Genomic DNA, 17,632 nt, shown 5'->3' with positions numbered 1-17,632 from the left:
CTGGGTAAGCTGGCGCCAACTGTATTGAGGAGCGAATTCGTGAAAGCGTGGATCTTGATGATGCTGGCCTTGTTGTTGCCAGCGGCGGCCCTGGCCGAGGAAGCCAAGGAAGGAGAGCCCAAGGTGGCCTACATCAGCCTAAGTCCACCTTTCGTCGGCAACTATGCCCTCGACGGCAGCCCCAAGCTGCGTGTGTACAAGGCCGACGTTGCCCTGCGCGTGACCGGTGATGCCGCGGCCACCGCGGTCAAGCACCATGAACCGCTGATTCGCAACCAGCTGGTGGCACTGTTCACCCAGCAGGGTGTGGACAACATGAGCAATGTCGAGGCCAAGGAAAAGCTGCGCCAGGAAGCGCTCAAGCAGGTTCAGCAGGTGATGGAAGCCGAGGAAGGCAAGCCGATCGTCGAGGACTTGTTGTTCAACAACCTGATCGTGCAATAAACGCGCTTTTCACGGGTGGACCCGTTCCCGCAAGGCTTACCGTCGGGCCTGCGGGGCCGGGTTTACCAGTGTGTCAGGTCGTCAGCGCCAAAATCGCTGCCCACTGTTCGGCCGTGACCGGCATTACCGACAAGCGGCTGCCTTTTTGCACCAACGGCAGTTCGTCGAGGGCGGCCTGCTGCTTGAGCAGCCCGAGGCCCAGCACCTGGCGAAAGGTCTTCACATGGGCAACGTCCACGGCGCTCCAGGGGTTCTTCTCGGCAGTGGCCTTGGCGTCGTAGTAATGGCTCTCGGGGTCCAGTGCGGTCGGGTCGGGATAGGCCGAGGCAGTGATGCGCGCGATACCGGCAATGCCCGGCTGTGGGCAGCTGGAGTGGTAAAAGAAGAACTCGTCGCCCACGCTCATGGCGCGCAGGAAATTACGGGCCTGATAGTTGCGCACCCCGTCCCAGCGCGCCTGTCCGAGACCTGCCAGGGCTTCGATGGAGAGCTCGTCTGGCTCGGATTTCATCAGCCAATAGGCCATGGGTGAGGCTCCTGAAAAAGTTTGAAATAACCTGACGCATTTAACCGACAGTCGGTTGGCGTCAACGTTTGCGTGTCGACTCAGGTTGTCGGAAAATGCGCCGATTTTAAGCTTGACGCTCCGGCAGCACCAAGAAGGTTGCCGAGCCTGACTGTTTGCCTAGGGGGGCAATCATCAATGAACCAACGCAAACCGGACCTGCTCTGGATCCTGGTCTTTATCTTTGGCCTGGGTGTCGTCACCACCGGTTATGCGCAGAGTTTCCTTGAGCGCAAGGTGGACGCCGCCTACCAGATGCCGGTAGATCCAGCCCAGCCGCAGCGCTGATCTGTCCGCAGGCGCCGTTCAAGCCAGCGCCAGGTACCAGCCTCGGTCCGAGACCGTTCCCTTGAGCGGAACATCCCAACTGGCCTGAGCTAGCCGCTCCACTTTCTGGCACTCATGGGCCAGCCCCAGCAGCAGCGGTTTCTTCCACGTCTTGCGGCGCGCCTGGTAAGCCAGGCTGCGGTCATAGAAGCCGCCTCCCATGCCCAGGCGCCCCCCCACCTCGTCGAATCCCACCAATGGCAGCAGGATCAGGTCCAATGACCAGATCGGCCGTTGGCGCTTGCGTTCGACCACAGGTTCAGGAATGCGGAAGCGGTTGGGGCGCAGCTTTTCGCCGTGCTCGAAACGCTGGAAAACCATGCGCGTGCGCGGCCAGGCATGCAGTACCGGCAGGTAGACACGCTTGCCGCGTCGTTGGGCCTCGCGCAGCAACAGGCGCGGATCGATCTCGCCATCGTTGGGCAGATACAGGGCGATGTGCCGGGCGCGGCGGAACAACGGATGCTGGGCCAGCTGGCGGTACAGGCCGAGGGAGGCTTGGCGTTGTTGGGCGGGCGTCAGTGCGCGGCGGGCATTGCGAAGCAGACGGCGCAATTGGGGGCGGGTGAGCGGCGCGGTGTCGGTCATGGCACAGGCGTTCCCAGATGTGCCGGACGCCGTGGCGACCGGACGATTTGCCCGCCAGGGCAGGCGGGCAAGAAAGAATTCAGGCTCCCCGACAAGACCGCTATCGGTGTAGCCCTTGAACCCGAAAGTTCAAGGTGGAGATTGCAGGGGGCGTTAAGGCTTTCCGTCGGGCGGACATGCACACCGGCCCCAGCGTGCAACCCCCGTGGTTGTGCGTATCGGCTCAGGGACATAACCGACTGGCGCATCCCCCAGGGAGTGGCGCCAGTATACCAAGCTCAGCCGATTTTGGTATCCGCGTCGTCGGACAGCGCCTGGTCGACCCGCTCGAGCAGGTCGCGCACTTGCTCGCGTGTGGTGCCGCTGGCGGCAACATCCGGACGCTCCTGACGGTGCAGCAGTTCGTGGGTGATGTTCAGGGCTGCCATGACCGCGATGCGGTCCGCACCGATCACCTTGCCGCTGCTGCGGATCTCGCGCATCTTGCCATCCAGGTAGCGGGCGGCGCTGACCAGGTTGTTGCGCTCTTCCGGCGGGCAGATGATCGAGTATTCCTTGTCGAGGATCTGGACGGTGACGCTATTGCTTGAACTCATGAGTCTTGCTCCAGGGCCTTGAGGCGTAAAATCATCGACTCGACCTTTCGCCTTGCGATCTCGTTCTTTTCGATGAGGTGGGCGCGCTCCTCGCGCCAGGATTTTTCCTGCGCTAGTAGGAGTGCATTTTGCCGTTTTAGTTGCTCGACTCGCTCGATCAGCAACTCGAATCGGCTCATCAGCGCTTGCAAGTCGTTCTCTGGCATGGGTTGCACTCGATTCGCTCCCTCGTTGACTGCCTGGCGATCATGCCTCTTCCGGGGGCGGTGCAGCCAGTGCGGATGGTCTTGGCGCGCCTGCCGGTGCTAGGATACAAGGTCTTCATTCTAGTCATTGCGCCGCCTGGCGCCTAGCTGCCCATGCCCAATACCCAATCGCCCTACACTGCCTTCGCCACGCTGCTCTCCAGCAATGGCCATCCTGTCTCCCCCGCCGAACTGCACGGCCTGCTGATCGGTCGCAGCTGCGCCGGCGCAGGCTTCGATGCCGATTCCTGGCTGGCCGACGCCGCCGGTGCGCTGGAGAACGAGCCGGTGGATGCCGTGCGCGCCGCCTTGCTTGGTCTGCAGGAAATGGTCAAGGCCGAGCTCACTGGCGAAGACATTGCCATCGTCCTGCTGCTGCCGGGCGACGATGCGCCGCTGACCGAGCGTGCCACTGCCCTGGGCCAATGGTGCCAGGGCTTCATCACAGGCTTCGGGCTCAACGCCGGCGGCAAGGACCTCTCCGACGAAGCCAAGGAAGTCCTACAGGACTTGGTGGCCATTTCCCAGGTTCAGGACGCCCTCGAAGAATCCGAGGACGGTGAGAGCGACTACATGGAAGTCATGGAGTACCTGCGCGTCGCCCCGTTGTTGCTGTACACCGAGCTGGCCAAACCCGCTGCGCCCGCGCCCAAGCCATCGCTGCACTGATACCCCGGGGGTCCTGCCCATGAGCCATATTCCGAAGGCCGAATATGCCCGTCGGCGCAAGGCGCTGATGGCGCAGATGGTCCCCAACAGCATCGCCATCCTGCCTGCGGCCGCGGTTGCCATCCGCAATCGCGACGTCGAGCACGTTTACCGGCAGGACAGCGACTTCCAGTACCTGAGTGGCTTCCCTGAGCCCGAGGCGGTCATCGCGCTGATTCCTGGCCGTGAGCATGGCGAGTACGTGCTGTTCTGCCGCGAGCGCAACCCTGAGCGTGAGCTGTGGGATGGCCTGCGTGCCGGCCAGGAAGGCGCGATCCGCGACTTTGGCGCCGACGACGCCTTCCCCATTACCGATATCGACGAGATCCTGCCCGGCCTGATCGAAGGCCGCGACCGGGTCTATACCGCCATGGGCAGCAATCCCGAGTTCGACCGCCGGTTGATGGAGTGGATCAACGTGATTCGCTCCAAGGCGCGGCTCGGCGCCCAGCCTCCGAACGAATTCGTTGCCCTGGATCACCTGCTGCACGACATGCGCCTGTATAAATCGGCGGCAGAGGTGAAGGTGATGCGCACCGCCGCGAAGATTTCCGCGCAGGCTCACGTGCGGGCCATGCAGGCGTGCCGGGCCGGGTTGCACGAATACAGCCTGGAAGCAGAACTGGATTACGTATTCCGCAAGGGCGGCGCGAAGATGCCGGCCTATGGTTCGATCGTCGCGGCCGGACGCAACGCCTGCATCCTGCACTACCAGCAGAACGACGCCCCACTCAAGGATGGCGACCTGGTGCTGATCGATGCCGGCTGTGAAATCGACTGCTACGCCAGCGACATCACCCGGACCTTCCCGGTCAGCGGGCGTTTTTCGCCGGAGCAGAAAGCCATCTACGAACTGGTGCTCAAGGCCCAGGCCGCCGCGTTCGCCGAGATCGCGCCGGGCAAGCACTGGAACCACGCCCATGAGGCGACCGTGCGGGTTATCACCGAGGGGCTGGTGGAGTTGGGGCTGCTCAAAGGTGACGTGCAAGCGCTGATCGACAGCGAGGCCCATCGTGCGTTCTACATGCATCGCGCCGGTCACTGGCTGGGCATGGATGTGCACGATGTGGGCGATTACAAGGTGGGCGGGCAGTGGCGCGTGCTCGAGCCGGGCATGGCGCTGACCGTCGAGCCCGGTATCTACATTGCCGCCGACAACCAGAACGTCGCGAAGAAATGGCGCGGCATCGGCGTAAGGATCGAGGACGATGTGGTGGTGACCAAGCAGGGCTGTGAAATTCTGACCTCCGACGTACCGCGCACGGTTGCCGAGATCGAAGCGTTGATGGCCGCCGCCCGCAAGGACGCGGCATGAACCGGGTCAACCTGGCGATCATCGGTGGCGGCCTGGTCGGGGCCAGCCTAGCCCTGGCCTTGCAGGCCGGCGCCAAGGCGCGCGGTTGGAAGATTCTGCTGATCGAGCCGTTCGCCCCGGGTCACAGCTTCCAGCCCAGCTACGATGCCCGCTCCTCGGCGTTGTCCTACGGCACCCGGCAAATCTATGAGCACTTGGGCCTGTGGCAGCTGATCAGCCAACGCGCCGAGCCAATTAGCCAGATCCAGGTGTCCGACCGAGGTCGCTTCGGCGCCACCCGCCTGGATGCGATCGAGGAAGGCGTGCCGGCGCTGGGCTATGTGGTGGAGAACGCCTGGCTTGGCCAATGCCTGTGGCAGAGCCTTGATGCCTATGTGGTGAGCTGGCGTTGTCCGGCCGAGGTCAAGGCCATGCAGGCTGTCGCCGGCGGCTACCGCTTGCTGCTGGACGACGACACCAGCCTTGAGTGCGACCTCGCGGTACTCGCCGACGGTGGCCGCTCGGGCTTGCGCGAACAACTGGGCATCCATGTCCGGCGTACCCCCTATGAACAAAGCGCACTGATCGCCAACATCACCCCGGGCGAAGCCCATCGCGGGCAGGCCTTCGAACGTTTCACCGAGCAGGGCCCGATGGCCTTGCTGCCGCTGCCGGAAAACCGCTGTGCGCTCGTCTGGACCCGCCAAGGGATGGACGCCCAGCGCCTGGCCGAGATCGACGAACGCAGCTTCCTGCGTGAACTGCAAGATGTATTCGGCTACCGCCTGGGCGCCCTGCGTCAGGTAGGGGTGCGCCATCTGTATCCGCTCGCCTTGATCGAAGCCCAGGAGCAGGTGCGTCCACATCTGGTGGTGCTGGGCAACGCGGCCCACAGCCTGCACCCGATCGCAGGGCAGGGCTTCAACCTGTCGCTGCGTGACGTGCAGTCGCTGGCCGAAGCCCTGCTGGCCGGCCCGCAGCCGCTGGGCGACCTTGCCACGTTGCAGGCCTACCATCAGCGTCAGCAACTGGACCAGGCCATGACCATCGGTTTTTCCGACCAGGTCACCCGCTTGTTCGGCAGCAGCCAGCCTTTGCTGGCCGCCGGTCGCAACCTTGGGTTGCTCGGCCTGGACCTGCTGCCGCCGGCCAAGCGCTGGTTCGCCCGACAGGCCATGGGCCTGGGTACCCGTCCCGACCCGCGAGGCCGTGCATGAGCGATTCGCGCAGGCTCGCCCGAAAGGCCCGCATGTTGCGGTGGCTGCTCAACCTCTACCCACCCTATCTGGGCGCCGGTATCCGCGTGCAGCACATCAGTCCCGACATGCGCAGCATCAGGGTGCGCATGAAGCTGACCCGTTGGAACCGCAACTACGTCGGCACCCAGTTCGGTGGCAGCCTCTATTCGATGGTCGATCCTTTCTACATGTTGTTGTTGATCGAGCGACTCGGGCGTGAATACATCGTCTGGGACAAGGCCGCCACCATCGATTTCATCGCACCCGGCAAAGGCCCGGTATTCGCCGAATTCCATGTCGATGACGCGTTGCTGGAGGACATTCGCCAGCAGACCGCCAGCGGCAAGAAGTACCTGCCTCGTTTGCAGGTCGATATCCGCGACGGTGCCGGCGAACTGGTTGCGCGGGTCGATAAAACCCTTTATGTGCGGCTCAAGCCGCAAGCGAGGCAGGCGTAAGGCATGGAAATGCGCGCAGATCTGTTGATTGTCGGTGCCGGTATGGTCGGCAGCGCCCTGGCCTTGGCCTTGCGCCACAGCGGCCTGGAAATTCTCCTGCTCGACGGCAGCCCGCTGTCGGTCAAACCCTTCGATGCCCAAGGGCCATTCGAACCCCGCGTCAGCGCACTGTCGGCGGCCAGCCAGCGTATCCTCGAGCGCCTGGGCGCCTGGGAAGGCATCGCCGGGCGCCGGGTCTCGCCGTATACGGACATGCACGTCTGGGATGGCAGCGGTACGGGTCAGATCCACTTCTCGGCAGCCAGCGTGCACGCCCAGGTGCTTGGCCATATCGTCGAGAACCGCGTGGTGCAGGATAGCCTGCTGGAGCGTCTTCACGACAGTGACGTCGGCCTGCTGTCCAATGCTCGCCTGGAGCAGATGCGCCGCTCCGGCGACGAATGGCTGCTGACCCTGGCCGATGGGCGGACCCTGCGTGCGCCGCTGGTGGTGGCCGCCGATGGCGCCAACTCCGCGGTACGCAAGCTGACCGGTTGTGAAACCCGTGAGTGGGATTACCTGCACCACGCCATCGTCACCAGCGTGCGCTGCAGCGAGGCGCACCAGGCCACGGCCTGGCAACGCTTTACCGATGAAGGGCCGCTGGCTTTCCTGCCGTTGTCCCGTGATGACGGGCAGGCCTGGTGCTCGATCGTCTGGTCGACCACGCCGGAGCAGGCCGAGAAACTCATGGCCTTGGATGACGCCGCCTTCTGCGAGGCGCTCGGTCGTGCTTTCGAGGGGCACCTGGGTGAGGTGGTGAGTGCCGATCCACGGCTTTGCGTGCCGCTGCGCCAGCGCCATGCCAAGCGCTATGTGGACGAGGGGCTGGCGCTGATCGGCGACGCCGCGCACACCATCCATCCGCTGGCCGGACAGGGCGTCAACCTGGGCTTTCTGGATGCTGCCGTGTTGGCCGAGGAGCTGGAGCGCGCCTGCGAACGTGGCGAACGGCTCGCCGACGTGAAGGTGCTGAGCCGCTTCGAGCGGCGACGCATGCCGCACAACTTGGCGTTGATGGCAGCGATGGAAGGTTTCGAGCGGCTGTTCCAGGCTGATCCATTGCCGCTGCGCTGGCTACGCAACAGCGGGTTGAAGCTGGTGGAGCAGATGCCGGAGGCAAAGGCGTTGTTCGTGCGCCAGGCGCTGGGGCTTTCCGGGGATCTGCCGGCCTTGGCCAAGGCCTGAGGGCGTCCGGCAACATTCGGTAACGTCTGCGCAGGTGAGGTAGATAATGGGATTCACTACCATTTGCACCTCTCAACTCAGCGAGGAAGACCCCGATGTTGCCACGCAAGCCCCTATTGGCCGCTCTGGCCCTGACCCTGTTCGGCGGCACTGCCCAGGCGGCGGACGAAGTGGTGGTGTATTCCTCGCGCATCGACGAGCTGATCAAGCCAGTGTTCGACGCCTACACCGCCAAGACCGGCGTGAAGATCAAGTTCATCACCGACAAGGAAGCCCCATTGATGCAACGCATCAAGGCCGAGGGCGAGAACGGCGTGGCCGACCTGCTGCTCACCGTCGATGCCGGCAACCTCTGGCAGGCTGAACAGATGGGCATCCTGCAACCGATCAAATCGGACGTCATCGACCAGAACATCCCTTCCCAGTACCGCGCTTCCTCCCACGACTGGACAGGCCTGAGCCTGCGTGCGCGGACCATTGCCTACTCCACCGAGCGGGTAAAACCCCAAGAGCTGACCACCTACGAAGCCCTGGCCGACAAGCAATGGGAAGGCCGTCTGTGCCTGCGCACGGCCAAGAAGGTCTACAACCAGTCGCTGACTGCGACCCTGATCGAGAACCACGGCGAGGCCAGGACCCAGGAAATCATCAAGGGTTGGGTGAACAACCTGTCCACCGATGTGTTCTCCGACGACACCGCCGTGCTCCAGGCCATCGAGGCCGGTCAGTGCGACGTGGGCATCGTCAACACCTATTACTACGGTCGTCTGCACAAGGAAAAGCCCAACCTGCCGGTCAAGCTGTTCTGGCCCAACCAGGGCGACCGTGGCGTGCATGTCAACTTGTCGGGCATCGGCCTGACCAAGCACGCGCCGCACCCGGAGGCGGCGAAGAAGCTGGTCGAGTGGATGACCGGCGTCGAGGCGCAGAAGCTGTTTGCCGACATCAACCAGGAATTCCCGGCCAACCCGAAGGTCCAGCCGTCCGAGGAAGTCGCGGCCTGGGGTAGTTTCAAGGCCGACAGCATTCCGGTGGAAGTGGCCGGCAAACGCCAGGCCGAGGCCATTCGCTTGATGGACCGGGCTGGCTGGAACTAAACCCCAGGCTTTATCCTTCAGGGCCTGCAAAGGCCCTTCGCGGGTAAACCCGCTCCCCAGGAACACCCGCTCCCTCGAGGGTGTTCCTGGGGAGCGGGTTTACCTGCGAACGACCGCGCAGCGGTCGCCATCAGCACAGAGACGTTCGCCTTGCCCCACACCCTCCAACGCCGTTGGTACTTCCCGGTCTTTCTCGTCGCTGCTTTGGCGCTCTTGCCCCTGAGCGTGCTGCTGCTGTCCTGGCAGTCGATCGACGTGCAGATCTGGTCGCACCTGCTCGACACCCAGATGAGCCGCTTGCTGGGCAACACGCTCACGCTGGTGCTGGGAGTGGGCGTCGGGGTGACGGTGCTGGGTGTGAGCCTGGCCTGGCTGACCAGCCTTTGCCAATTCCCCGGCAGGCGGTGGCTGGACTGGGCGCTGATGCTGCCCTTCGCCATCCCAGCCTACGTATTGGCATTCGTCTTCGTCGGCCTGCTCGATTTCGCCGGCCCCGTGCAGACTGCCCTGCGCGAGGTGTTCGGGCCCATGCGCCTGCCTCGGGTGCGCTCCACCGGTGGCGTGATCACCGTGCTGGTGCTGGTGTTCTACCCCTACGTCTATCTGCTGGCGCGTAGCGCCTTCCTGGCCCAAGGCAAAGGGTTGATGGAGGCGGCGCGGGTGCTTGGGCTGTCGCCGCTACAGGCGTTCTGGCGTGTGGCGCTGCCGATGGCCAGGCCCGCCATCGGTGCAGGCATCGCCTTGGCCCTGATGGAGACCCTGGCAGATTTCGGCGCCGTGGCGGTGTTCAACTTCGACACCTTCACCACGGCCATCTACAAGACCTGGTATGGCTTCTTCAGTCTTTCCAGCGCAGCGCAACTGGCCAGCCTGTTGCTGCTGGTGGTGATGCTGGTGCTGTACGGCGAGCGGCGGGCTCGTGGCAAAAGCCGCCATGGCAACGAGCGGCCCCGGGGGCAGGCGCTCTATCACCTGCGTGGCCTGAAAGCGCTGGCGGCTACCGGCTGGTGCCTGTTGGTATTCGCCTGTGCTTTCGTCATCCCGCTGCTGCAATTGCTGGCGTGGTTCTGGCAGCGGGGGCGGCATGACCTTGACGAGCGGTACATTGGCTTGGTGCTGCATACCCTCTACTTGGGCGCCATGGCTGCCTTGATCACGGTCAGCGTGGCCCTGCTGTTGGCCTTTGCGCGGCGTCAGTCGCCAACCCGAGGCATCCGCGCCGGGGTGGGCGTGGCCAACCTGGGCTATGCCCTGCCGGGCTCGGTACTGGCCGTGTCGATCATGCTTGCCTTCAGCTACCTGGACAACCAATGGGTGGTTCCGTTGTCCCGATGGTTGGGCGGCGCCGGCAAACCGTTGTTGCTGGGCAGCCTCTGGGCTTTGCTGCTGGCCTACCTGGTGCGCTTCATGGCCGTGGCCTACGGTCCGCTGGAGAGCAGCCTGGAGCGTATACGGCCGTCGCTGCCGGAGGCTTCGCGCAGTCTGGGGGTCGGTGGCGTGGGGTTGTTTTTCAAGGTGTATCTGCCGTTGCTGGTGCCGGGCGTCCTGAGTGCGGCGCTGCTGGTGTTCGTCGATGTGCTCAAGGAGATGCCGGCGACGCTGCTGATGCGACCGTTCGGCTGGGACACCCTCGCCGTCAGGGTGTTCGAGATGACCAGCGAAGGCGAATGGGCACGAGCCTCGCTGCCAGCGTTGACGCTGGTGCTGGTCGGCCTGCTGCCGGTCATCGGGTTGATCCGCCGTTCGGCTCGGCGTCCCGGGCATCGTCACTGAGGGTGCCAGGCTCCGCCCTTGCGGCTACAATGCGCGGCATTCGCTGCGGCGGGTCCTGAACAAGATCAGGCGACGGATCAACGTTGCCGACCGCCGCTGCCTCGCCACGCCCGGAAGGAGAAACCCATGGGACAGCGTACGCCTCTGTATGACCTGCACCTGGCGCTCGGCGCCAAGATGGTCGATTTCGGTGGTTGGGACATGCCCCTGCACTACGGTTCGCAAGTCGAGGAGCACCACCAGGTGCGCAGTGATTGCGGCGTCTTCGATGTATCCCACATGACCGTCATCGATGTTGCCGGCGACCAGGCCACACCCTGGCTGCAACGTTTGCTGGCCAACGATGTGGCCCGTCTGGATAGCCTAGGCAAGGCGCTGTACAGCCCGTTGCTCAACGCCGACGGCGGCGTCATCGACGACCTGATCGCCTACCGCACGGAAATCGGCTATCGCCTGGTGGCCAACGCCGCCACCCGCGACAAGGTCCTCACCTGGCTGCAGGCGCAGAGCGCCGGTTTCGCCATCAACTTCGTCGAGCGCTCCGAGCTCGCCATCCTCGCCATCCAAGGCCCCCATGCCCGCGAAAAAGTCGCCCAGTTGCTCAGTGCCCCGCGTGCTGCACTGGTCCGTGAGCTGCGCCCGTTCGAAGGGGTTGCCGAAGGTGACTGGTTCATTGCCCGCACCGGCTACACCGGCGAGGACGGCCTGGAGATCATCTTCCCCGGCCAGCAGGCGCCAGCCTTCTTCAACGACCTGGTCGGTGCAGGCATTGCGCCGAGCGGCCTAGGTGCGCGCGACACGTTGCGCCTGGAAGCCGGCATGAACCTTTACGGCCAAGACATTGACGAAAACCATACGCCACTGACCTCCAACCTCGGCTGGAGTGTCGCCTGGGAACCGGCCGAGCGCGACTTCATCGGGCGTACCGGCCTGCTTGCGGAAATCGAGCAGGGTGTGCAAGAGAAACTGGTCGGCCTGGTGCTGGAAGAGCGTGGTGTACTGCGCGCCCATCAGGTAGTGCGGGTAGCCGGGATTGGCGAAGGGGAGATCACCAGTGGTAGTTTCTCGCCTACGCTGAGCAAATCCATCGCCTTGGCGCGTGTGCCCATGGCTACGGGCGAGCGTGCCGAGGTGGAGATTCGTGGCAAGTGGTATCCGGTGCGGGTGGTCAAGCCGACCTTCGTGCGCCATGGAAAGATTCTGATCTGAACAATTACCGGCGGGCTGACCGCTGAGCCAATCGAGGAAGACAACAGATGAGCAATATCCCCGCCGAACTGCGTTTTGCCGAAAGCCACGAGTGGGCACGCCTGGAGACCGATGGCAGCGTGACCGTCGGTATCAGCGATCATGCCCAGCAAGCCCTGGGTGATGTGGTGTTCGTCGAATTGGCAGAAGTGGGCAAGGTGTTTGCCGCTGGCGACGCCGCGGGCGTGGTCGAGTCGGTCAAGGCCGCTTCGGATATCTACGCACCTGTGGCCGGCGAAGTCATCGCCGTCAACGAAGAACTGGCCGACAGCCCTGAGCTGCTCAACGAAGAGCCCTACGCTGCCTGGATATTCAAGCTCAAGCCAAGCAACCCAGCCGATCTGGACAACCTGCTGGACGCTGCTGGCTACCAAGCTGCCATCGGCGAGTAAGCCTTCCTGGCACAACTAAACCCCTCCTGCAGGCGCGATCCGAGCCCTGCGGGAGCGGGTTTATCCGTGAAGAAGTCACTGGGCAACGCAAGATTTCACGCAGCATGGGCAATCCCTTCCTAGACTTGTAAGTCTCCATGAGACCTGGTCCAGGAAGAGACGATCGCCATGTCCCAGTCGCCATCCTTGAGTCAACTGCAAGAGCTCAACCCCTTCCTGCGTCGTCACCTGGGGCCTGATGCCTCAGAGCAGAAGGCCATGCTCGATGCCCTCGGCATCGCCAGTCGCACCGAACTGATCGAACAGACCGTCCCCCCGGGCATCCGCCTGGCCCGCCCGCTGGACCTTCCGCCCGCCCTGGATGAGCAAGCTGCCCTGGCCAAACTGGCTGGGTACGCGGAGCAGAACCAGATCTGGACCAGCCTGATCGGCATGGGTTACCACGGGACCGTCACGCCCACCGTCATTCTGCGCAATGTGCTGGAGAATCCGGGCTGGTACACCGCCTACACGCCTTACCAGCCGGAAATCGCCCAAGGGCGGCTGGAGGCGCTGCTGAACTTCCAGCAAATGGTGATCGACCTCACCGGCCTGGCCCTGGCCAATGCCTCGTTGCTCGATGAAGCCACTGCGGCGGCCGAGGCCATGGCCCTGGCCAAGCGGATGGCCAAGAGCAAAAGCAATGTCTTCTTTGCCGACGAGCACTGCCATCCGCAAACACTCTCGGTGCTGCGCACCCGCGCCGAGGGGTTCGGCTTCGAACTGATCGTCGATTCACTGGACAACCTGGCCAAGCATCAGGTGTTCGGCGCCTTGATGCAGTATCCCGACACCCATGGGGAAGTACGCGACCTGCGTCCACTGATCGAGCAATTGCATGGCCAACACGCCTTGGCCTGCGTCGCGGCGGATATCCTCAGCCTGGTGGTGCTGACCCCACCCGGTGAGCTGGGGGCCGATGTGGTGCTGGGTTCGACCCAGCGTTTTGGCGTACCCATGGGCTATGGCGGCCCCCATGCCGCATATTTCGCCTGTCGTGATGAGTTCAAGCGCGCGATGCCGGGGCGCATCATCGGCGTCTCGCGCGATGCTCGCGGCAATACCGCCCTGCGCATGGCCTTGCAGACCCGCGAGCAGCACATCCGCCGCGAGAAAGCCAATTCCAACATCTGCACCGCTCAGGTGCTGCTGGCCAACATCGCCGGGTTCTACGCGGTCTACCATGGTCCTGAAGGGCTCAGGCGCATCGCTCAGCGTGTGCATCGGCTGACGTTCGTCCTGGCCGCAGGCCTCGAAGCCAAGGGCATCAAGCGGGTGAACCAGCACTTCTTCGATACCTTGACCCTCGAGGTTGGCGGTACCCAGGCGGCGATCATCGAAAGCGCCGAGAAGGCCCGGATCAATTTGCGCATTCTCGGGCGCGGACACCTGGGCGTCAGCCTGGACGAGACCTGCACCGAGGCGACGGTCATGCGTCTGTTCGATATCTTCTTGGGTGTCGACCATGGCCTGCGCATCGCCGACCTCGACGCCCAGGCGCTCCCCGAAGGCATTCCGGGGGCGCTGGTCCGGCGTACGCCGTTGCTCACCCATCCGGTGTTCAATCTGCACCACAGCGAAACCGAGATGCTGCGCTACCTCAAGCAGCTGGAGAACAAGGACCTGGCGCTGAACCAGTCGATGATCCCGCTGGGCTCGTGCACCATGAAGCTCAATGCCACCAGCGAGATGATCCCCATCACCTGGCCTGGCTTCGCCTCGCTGCATCCCTTCGTCCCGGCCGGCCAGGCCCAGGGCTACAAGGCCATGATCGACGAGCTGGAAAGCTGGTTGTGCGCCATCACCGGCTTCGATGCCATCTGCATGCAGCCCAACTCGGGCGCCCAAGGCGAATATGCAGGGCTGATGGCAATCACCCGCTATCACCAGAGTCGCCATCAGCCGCAGCGGACCCTGTGCCTGATTCCATCATCGGCGCACGGCACCAACCCTGCATCGGCGCAGATGGCTGGCATGGAGGTGGTGATCGTCGACTGCGACGATGATGGCAACGTCGACCTCGACGACCTCAAGGCCAAGGCGCGCGCTGCTGGCGATAGACTTTCCTGCCTGATGATCACCTACCCCTCGACCCATGGGGTGTATGAAGAAGGCATTCGTGAGATCTGTGAGGTGATCCACCAGCAGGGGGGCCAGGTGTACATGGACGGCGCCAACCTCAATGCCCAGGTCGGCCTGACACGGCCGGCCGACATCGGTGCCGATGTCTCGCACATGAACCTGCACAAGACCTTCTGCATCCCCCATGGCGGCGGGGGGCCCGGCATGGGGCCGATCGGGGTGCGTGCCCACCTCAAGGCGTTCGTTGCCAGCCACCCGGTGGTGCCGGTGCCAGGGCTCGACCCGAACAATAGCGCAGTCAGCGCCGCGCCCTGGGGCAGTGCGAGCATCTTGCCGATCAGCTGGATGTACATCGCGATGATGGGGCCGCAACTGGCCGATGCCAGTGAGGTGGCGATTCTTTCAGCCAACTACCTGGCTCACCAGCTCGATGGGGCATTCCCGGTGTTGTACCGGGGGCGCAACGAGCGTGTCGCCCACGAGTGCATCCTCGATCTGCGCCCGCTCAAGGCGCTGACTGGAATCACCGAGGAGGACGTGGCCAAGCGCCTGATGGACTACGGCTTCCATGCCCCGACCATGTCCTTCCCGGTGCCGGGTACCTTGATGGTCGAGCCTACCGAGAGCGAATCCAAGGCTGAGCTGGACCGCTTTGTCGAGGCGATGCTGGCGATCCGGGCGGAGATCGATGAAGTCAAGGAAGGCAACTGGCCCGCCGAGGACAACCCGCTCAAGCATGCCCCCCATACCCTGGCCGATGTGCTGGCGCCCTGGACGCGCCCCTACAGCCTGGAGCAAGGCGTAGCTCCCAGTGCTCATGTGCGCTTGCACAAGTATTGGCCAGCGGTGAACCGGGTCGACAATGTGTATGGGGACAGGAACCTGTTCTGCTCGTGCGTGCCGGTGGAGGCGTATCGCTGAGGCTGATGCTAGGCCACCCAAGGTAGGTAGGAAGCAGAGGGAAATGGGCGATTGAAGCAGCGGTTAGATGACCCCAGCATCTGAGTCGTCTGCTTGCGGGTCAGCCGCTCCCACAGGGCCAGCGCGGACCAGTGGGAGCGGGTTACCCGCGAACAAGACGCCACGGAGCAAGACCGTTGCTCATACAGGCCCGAGATGGATCTGTCGGAAGGCCCCTGCGGTGTTACTCGACGACGGCGTTCTTGGCCAAGATAGCGTTGGCCAGGTCCATGTCGGTCGCTTGCATGCCAGGGTTGTCGGCGCGCACCTTGCGGAGCGCTGCCTCCAGGTATGGCCCGCGGATGGCGCCTTCGCTGGCAACGAAGCTGCCGGCATCGTCTTGGGCGGCCACGACCATCTTGTGGTCTTTGGAGGTCAGGTAGCTCGACGCGGTGGTCGCGCCGGAAGTCATGACGTTACGCCAGAAGGTATCGGCCATGGCGGAGCCAACAGGCAGCGAGAGCAGGGCGGCGGCTGCGATGGCGGTTTTGAGACGCATGGTGCATTCACCTCGAGTGGTGAGGGTTGTGGGAATGGCCGTTTGGATCGTGTCTGAGTGACGCAAGTTCCCTGAATACAAGGGAATTTTGCTCAGGAGCAGACCCTGAGCACCTCCGCCAGGCTGGTCTGTCCGGCGCTGATTTTCACCTCCCCGCAGTGGCGCAGGTCCTGCAACCCTTCCGCCAGAGCCATCCGACGCAGGGCGGCCAGATCGCTGTTGGAGCCGATGCTGGCGCGCAGGCCTTCGCTTGGGATCAACAGCTCGAACAGCCCCGTGCGGCCATGAAACCCCGTCCCTCGGCAAGCACGACAGGCAACACCGTCGAGGGCCGCCGTGCCCTGGCAGTCGCCGCAGAAGGTACGCACCAGGCGCTGGGCCATGACACCGAGCAGTGTGGCTTTGAGCAGGTAGTCCGCCACACCCAGCTCCTGTAGACGGGTGATCGCGCTGCAGGTGTCGTCGGTGTGAAGGGTGGACAGCACCAGATGCCCCGTCAGGGCTGCTTGCACCGCGACCTGGGCGGTCTCGCGATCACGTATCTCACCGATCATGATGATGTCCGGATCCTGGCGCAGCAGGGCGCGCACGCCATTGGCAAACCCCAGGTCGAGGCTCGGCTGGACCTGCAGCTGGTTGAACGCAGGCTCCAGACGCTCGATAGGGTCTTCGATGGTGCACAGGTTGACCTGGGGCGTGGCCAGTTGGCGTAGGCTGGCGTAGAGCGTGCTGGTCTTGCCCGAGCCTGTGGGGCCTGTGACCAGGACGATACCCTGGCGGTGGTTCAGCAGCCCTTGCCATTGGCGTAGCAAGTCGCCCTCCAGGCCCAAGTGGTGAAAGTCCTGGTGCGATTGTTGGGAGTCGAACAGCCGCAGTACCAGTTTTTCGCCGAAAGGCGTGGGTAATGTGGACAGCCGCAGTTCCACGTCGCCACCCCCCGGCAGACGGCTTTTCAGTCGACCGTCCTGGGGGCGGCGCTTTTCTGCGACATCCATGCGCCCCAAGTGCTTGAGGCGGCTGACCAACGCCAGGGTGACACCTGCCGGAAAGGCATAGACCGTATGCAGCAAGCCATCTATGCGATATCGCAGCTGGCCTTGTTCTCGGCGCGGTTCGAGGTGGATATCGCTGGCGCGCTGTTCGATGGCGTACTGCAGCAGCCAGTCGACGATGTGCACGATGTGGGCGTCGTCGGCGCTGGCCTCGGTGTGGCGCTGGCCGAGCTCCAGCAGATGCTCCAGTTCACCCAGGCCAGTGGTCTGCTGGCGCTGTGCGCCCTTGACCGAGTGGGCCAGGCGAACGAAGGTCTGGGCCAATTGGCGAACCTGCACCGGGCTGGCCAGTACGCGGCGGATCGGCTTGCCCAGGCTGCGGACCAAGTCGGCCTCCCATTCGCACTGGTAGGGTTGGGCGCTGGCCACCGTGACGCAGCTGTCGTCCACAGCCACGGCGAGGATGCCGTGGCGCTGGGCGAAAGCTGGCGACATCAGGCCGCTGACCTGCTGCAGGTCGACTTGCAGTGGGTCTATGCGCATGAACGGTTGGCCGGCCCGGTTGGCGAGCCATTGGCAGAGGATGTCCAGGTCCAGGCGTCGGTCGGGGTGGCGACGGTCATGGAGGTCGAGGCTGGCGATGGTCTCGAGCGGATGCTGATCTGGGTGGCGGTGGGCCTGTTCGAGAACGCGCAGGGTGTCGCTGGCGTCCAGGTGCTGTTCGATGAGCAGGGCGTCGAGCACTCGGCTCAGGTCGAGGGCGTGGGTGTCGTCGGTATACATAGATGGCTTCCTTGCCAGGGTGGATCGGTCCCGGGGAAGGCTAGCCGGCGTCAGGTGAAGGAGTCGGGGCAAAAAGT

18 protein-coding genes and 1 other RNA gene are annotated in these 17,632 nt (G+C 63.9%); 12 read left to right on the top strand and 7 right to left on the bottom strand.

Translation table 11 applies throughout. The features are described from left to right. Positions 1 to 39 precede the first annotated feature (39 nt). Entirely contained in the window at positions 40 to 444 is a 405-nt protein-coding gene (locus DQ397_RS14330; RefSeq protein WP_043212140.1) for a flagellar basal body-associated protein FliL, read from the top strand. Positions 445 to 517: 73 nt separating this feature from the next. Here the strand turns inward: DQ397_RS14330 and DQ397_RS14325 are convergent, their stop codons facing one another. Beyond that, positions 518 to 970 (bottom strand): EVE domain-containing protein, encoded by a 453-nt coding sequence (locus tag DQ397_RS14325; RefSeq protein ID WP_043212142.1) that lies wholly within the window; start codon positions 968 to 970, stop codon positions 518 to 520. A gap of 177 nt (positions 971 to 1,147) precedes the next feature. Here DQ397_RS14325 and DQ397_RS24525 point away from each other — a divergent pair, with 177 nt between their 5' ends. Next, complete coding sequence (locus tag DQ397_RS24525; RefSeq protein WP_167358061.1) at positions 1,148 to 1,297, top strand: hypothetical protein; 150 nt, start codon at positions 1,148 to 1,150, stop codon at positions 1,295 to 1,297. A gap of 18 nt (positions 1,298 to 1,315) precedes the next feature. Here DQ397_RS24525 and DQ397_RS14320 read toward each other — a convergent pair whose 3' ends face one another. From DQ397_RS14320 to DQ397_RS14305, 4 genes are all read right to left on the bottom strand, one after another. Then, positions 1,316 to 1,924: a 5-formyltetrahydrofolate cyclo-ligase gene (locus DQ397_RS14320; RefSeq protein ID WP_043212144.1), complete on the bottom strand. Its 609-nt coding sequence runs from the start codon at positions 1,922 to 1,924 to the stop codon at positions 1,316 to 1,318. An 81-nt stretch (positions 1,925 to 2,005) separates the two neighbouring features. Further along, positions 2,006 to 2,185, bottom strand: a non-coding RNA gene (gene ssrS, locus DQ397_RS14315) — 6S RNA. Between the two features lie 17 nt (positions 2,186 to 2,202). Next, positions 2,203 to 2,520, bottom strand: coding sequence for a cell division protein ZapA (locus DQ397_RS14310; RefSeq protein ID WP_043212146.1), 318 nt, complete (start codon positions 2,518 to 2,520; stop codon positions 2,203 to 2,205). Further along, a complete protein-coding gene (locus DQ397_RS14305) occupies positions 2,517 to 2,726 on the bottom strand; it encodes a TIGR02449 family protein (protein WP_043212148.1) in 210 nt (69 codons plus the stop codon). Before DQ397_RS14305 ends, DQ397_RS14310 begins: the two co-directional genes overlap by 4 nt. A gap of 153 nt (positions 2,727 to 2,879) precedes the next feature. Between DQ397_RS14305 and DQ397_RS14300 the strand changes: the two genes are divergently transcribed. The 10 genes from DQ397_RS14300 to gcvP all read left to right on the top strand — a co-directional run bounded on the left by DQ397_RS14300 (position 2,880) and on the right by gcvP (position 15,242). After that, a complete protein-coding gene (locus DQ397_RS14300; protein WP_043212150.1) occupies positions 2,880 to 3,434 on the top strand; it encodes a YecA family protein in 555 nt (184 codons plus the stop codon). 19 nt (positions 3,435 to 3,453) lie between these two features. Further along, positions 3,454 to 4,788, top strand: coding sequence for a Xaa-Pro aminopeptidase (gene pepP, locus DQ397_RS14295; RefSeq protein ID WP_043212152.1), 1,335 nt, complete (start codon positions 3,454 to 3,456; stop codon positions 4,786 to 4,788). After that, positions 4,785 to 5,984 carry a 2-octaprenyl-6-methoxyphenyl hydroxylase gene (gene ubiH / locus DQ397_RS14290; protein WP_043212154.1) on the top strand — a complete coding sequence of 400 codons (1,200 nt, stop codon included), beginning with the start codon at positions 4,785 to 4,787 and terminating at the stop codon, positions 5,982 to 5,984. Before pepP ends, ubiH begins: the two co-directional genes overlap by 4 nt. Next, a complete protein-coding gene (locus tag DQ397_RS14285; RefSeq protein WP_043212156.1) occupies positions 5,981 to 6,463 on the top strand; it encodes a DUF4442 domain-containing protein in 483 nt (160 codons plus the stop codon). The genes ubiH and DQ397_RS14285 overlap by 4 nt, the downstream gene beginning before the upstream one ends. Positions 6,464 to 6,472: 9 nt before the next feature. Beyond that, entirely contained in the window at positions 6,473 to 7,690 is a 1,218-nt protein-coding gene (locus DQ397_RS14280; protein ID WP_178113792.1) for a 2-octaprenyl-3-methyl-6-methoxy-1,4-benzoquinol hydroxylase, read from the top strand. Positions 7,691 to 7,785: 95 nt separating this feature from the next. Next, positions 7,786 to 8,787: an extracellular solute-binding protein gene (locus DQ397_RS14275; RefSeq protein ID WP_043212162.1), complete on the top strand. Its 1,002-nt coding sequence runs from the start codon at positions 7,786 to 7,788 to the stop codon at positions 8,785 to 8,787. Between the two features lie 150 nt (positions 8,788 to 8,937). Then, positions 8,938 to 10,560 (top strand): iron ABC transporter permease, encoded by a 1,623-nt coding sequence (locus tag DQ397_RS14270; protein ID WP_148921571.1) that lies wholly within the window; start codon positions 8,938 to 8,940, stop codon positions 10,558 to 10,560. 126 nt (positions 10,561 to 10,686) lie between these two features. Continuing rightward, entirely contained in the window at positions 10,687 to 11,769 is a 1,083-nt protein-coding gene (gene gcvT, locus DQ397_RS14265; protein WP_043211562.1) for a glycine cleavage system aminomethyltransferase GcvT, read from the top strand. 47 nt (positions 11,770 to 11,816) lie between these two features. Further along, complete coding sequence (gene gcvH, locus DQ397_RS14260) at positions 11,817 to 12,200, top strand: glycine cleavage system protein GcvH (RefSeq protein ID WP_043211560.1); 384 nt, start codon at positions 11,817 to 11,819, stop codon at positions 12,198 to 12,200. 168 nt (positions 12,201 to 12,368) lie between these two features. Continuing rightward, positions 12,369 to 15,242 carry an aminomethyl-transferring glycine dehydrogenase gene (gcvP, locus tag DQ397_RS14255; RefSeq protein WP_043211558.1) on the top strand — a complete coding sequence of 958 codons (2,874 nt, stop codon included), beginning with the start codon at positions 12,369 to 12,371 and terminating at the stop codon, positions 15,240 to 15,242. A gap of 223 nt (positions 15,243 to 15,465) precedes the next feature. On the opposite strand, the gene DQ397_RS14250 is transcribed toward gcvP, so the two are convergent. Then, positions 15,466 to 15,780 carry a DUF2388 domain-containing protein gene (locus tag DQ397_RS14250; protein WP_043211555.1) on the bottom strand — a complete coding sequence of 105 codons (315 nt, stop codon included), beginning with the start codon at positions 15,778 to 15,780 and terminating at the stop codon, positions 15,466 to 15,468. A 92-nt stretch (positions 15,781 to 15,872) separates the two neighbouring features. Continuing rightward, complete coding sequence (locus DQ397_RS14245; RefSeq protein ID WP_043211553.1) at positions 15,873 to 17,555, bottom strand: GspE/PulE family protein; 1,683 nt, start codon at positions 17,553 to 17,555, stop codon at positions 15,873 to 15,875. Between the last annotated feature and the right edge of the window lie 77 nt (positions 17,556 to 17,632).

The organism is Pseudomonas sp. CK-NBRI-02 (genome assembly GCF_008124495.1).
Lineage (GTDB): Bacteria > Pseudomonadota > Gammaproteobacteria > Pseudomonadales > Pseudomonadaceae > Aquipseudomonas > Aquipseudomonas guariconensis.
Note: the sequence above shows the minus strand (reverse complement) of the source record. Positions and strands in the feature narration are given on the sequence as shown.

Excerpts from the sequence above, each read along its gene's own strand:
- DQ397_RS14245 (WP_043211553.1), bottom strand. The coding sequence starts at position 17,555 with ATGTATACCGACGACACCCACGCCCTCGACCTGAGCCGAGTGCTCGAC.
- pepP (WP_043212152.1), top strand. The coding sequence starts at position 3,454 with ATGAGCCATATTCCGAAGGCCGAATATGCCCGTCGGCGCAAGGCGCTG.
- DQ397_RS14300 (WP_043212150.1), top strand. The coding sequence starts at position 2,880 with ATGCCCAATACCCAATCGCCCTACACTGCCTTCGCCACGCTGCTCTCC.
- DQ397_RS14280 (WP_178113792.1), top strand. The coding sequence starts at position 6,473 with ATGCGCGCAGATCTGTTGATTGTCGGTGCCGGTATGGTCGGCAGCGCC.
- DQ397_RS14250 (WP_043211555.1), bottom strand. The coding sequence starts at position 15,780 with ATGCGTCTCAAAACCGCCATCGCAGCCGCCGCCCTGCTCTCGCTGCCT.
- DQ397_RS14325 (WP_043212142.1), bottom strand. The coding sequence starts at position 970 with ATGGCCTATTGGCTGATGAAATCCGAGCCAGACGAGCTCTCCATCGAA.
- DQ397_RS14320 (WP_043212144.1), bottom strand. The coding sequence starts at position 1,924 with ATGACCGACACCGCGCCGCTCACCCGCCCCCAATTGCGCCGTCTGCTT.
- gcvH (WP_043211560.1), top strand. The coding sequence starts at position 11,817 with ATGAGCAATATCCCCGCCGAACTGCGTTTTGCCGAAAGCCACGAGTGG.
- DQ397_RS14310 (WP_043212146.1), bottom strand. The coding sequence starts at position 2,520 with ATGAGTTCAAGCAATAGCGTCACCGTCCAGATCCTCGACAAGGAATAC.
- DQ397_RS14305 (WP_043212148.1), bottom strand. The coding sequence starts at position 2,726 with ATGCCAGAGAACGACTTGCAAGCGCTGATGAGCCGATTCGAGTTGCTG.
- gcvT (WP_043211562.1), top strand. The coding sequence starts at position 10,687 with ATGGGACAGCGTACGCCTCTGTATGACCTGCACCTGGCGCTCGGCGCC.
- DQ397_RS14285 (WP_043212156.1), top strand. The coding sequence starts at position 5,981 with ATGAGCGATTCGCGCAGGCTCGCCCGAAAGGCCCGCATGTTGCGGTGG.
- DQ397_RS24525 (WP_167358061.1), top strand. The coding sequence starts at position 1,148 with ATGAACCAACGCAAACCGGACCTGCTCTGGATCCTGGTCTTTATCTTT.
- ubiH (WP_043212154.1), top strand. The coding sequence starts at position 4,785 with ATGAACCGGGTCAACCTGGCGATCATCGGTGGCGGCCTGGTCGGGGCC.
- DQ397_RS14275 (WP_043212162.1), top strand. The coding sequence starts at position 7,786 with ATGTTGCCACGCAAGCCCCTATTGGCCGCTCTGGCCCTGACCCTGTTC.
- gcvP (WP_043211558.1), top strand. The coding sequence starts at position 12,369 with ATGTCCCAGTCGCCATCCTTGAGTCAACTGCAAGAGCTCAACCCCTTC.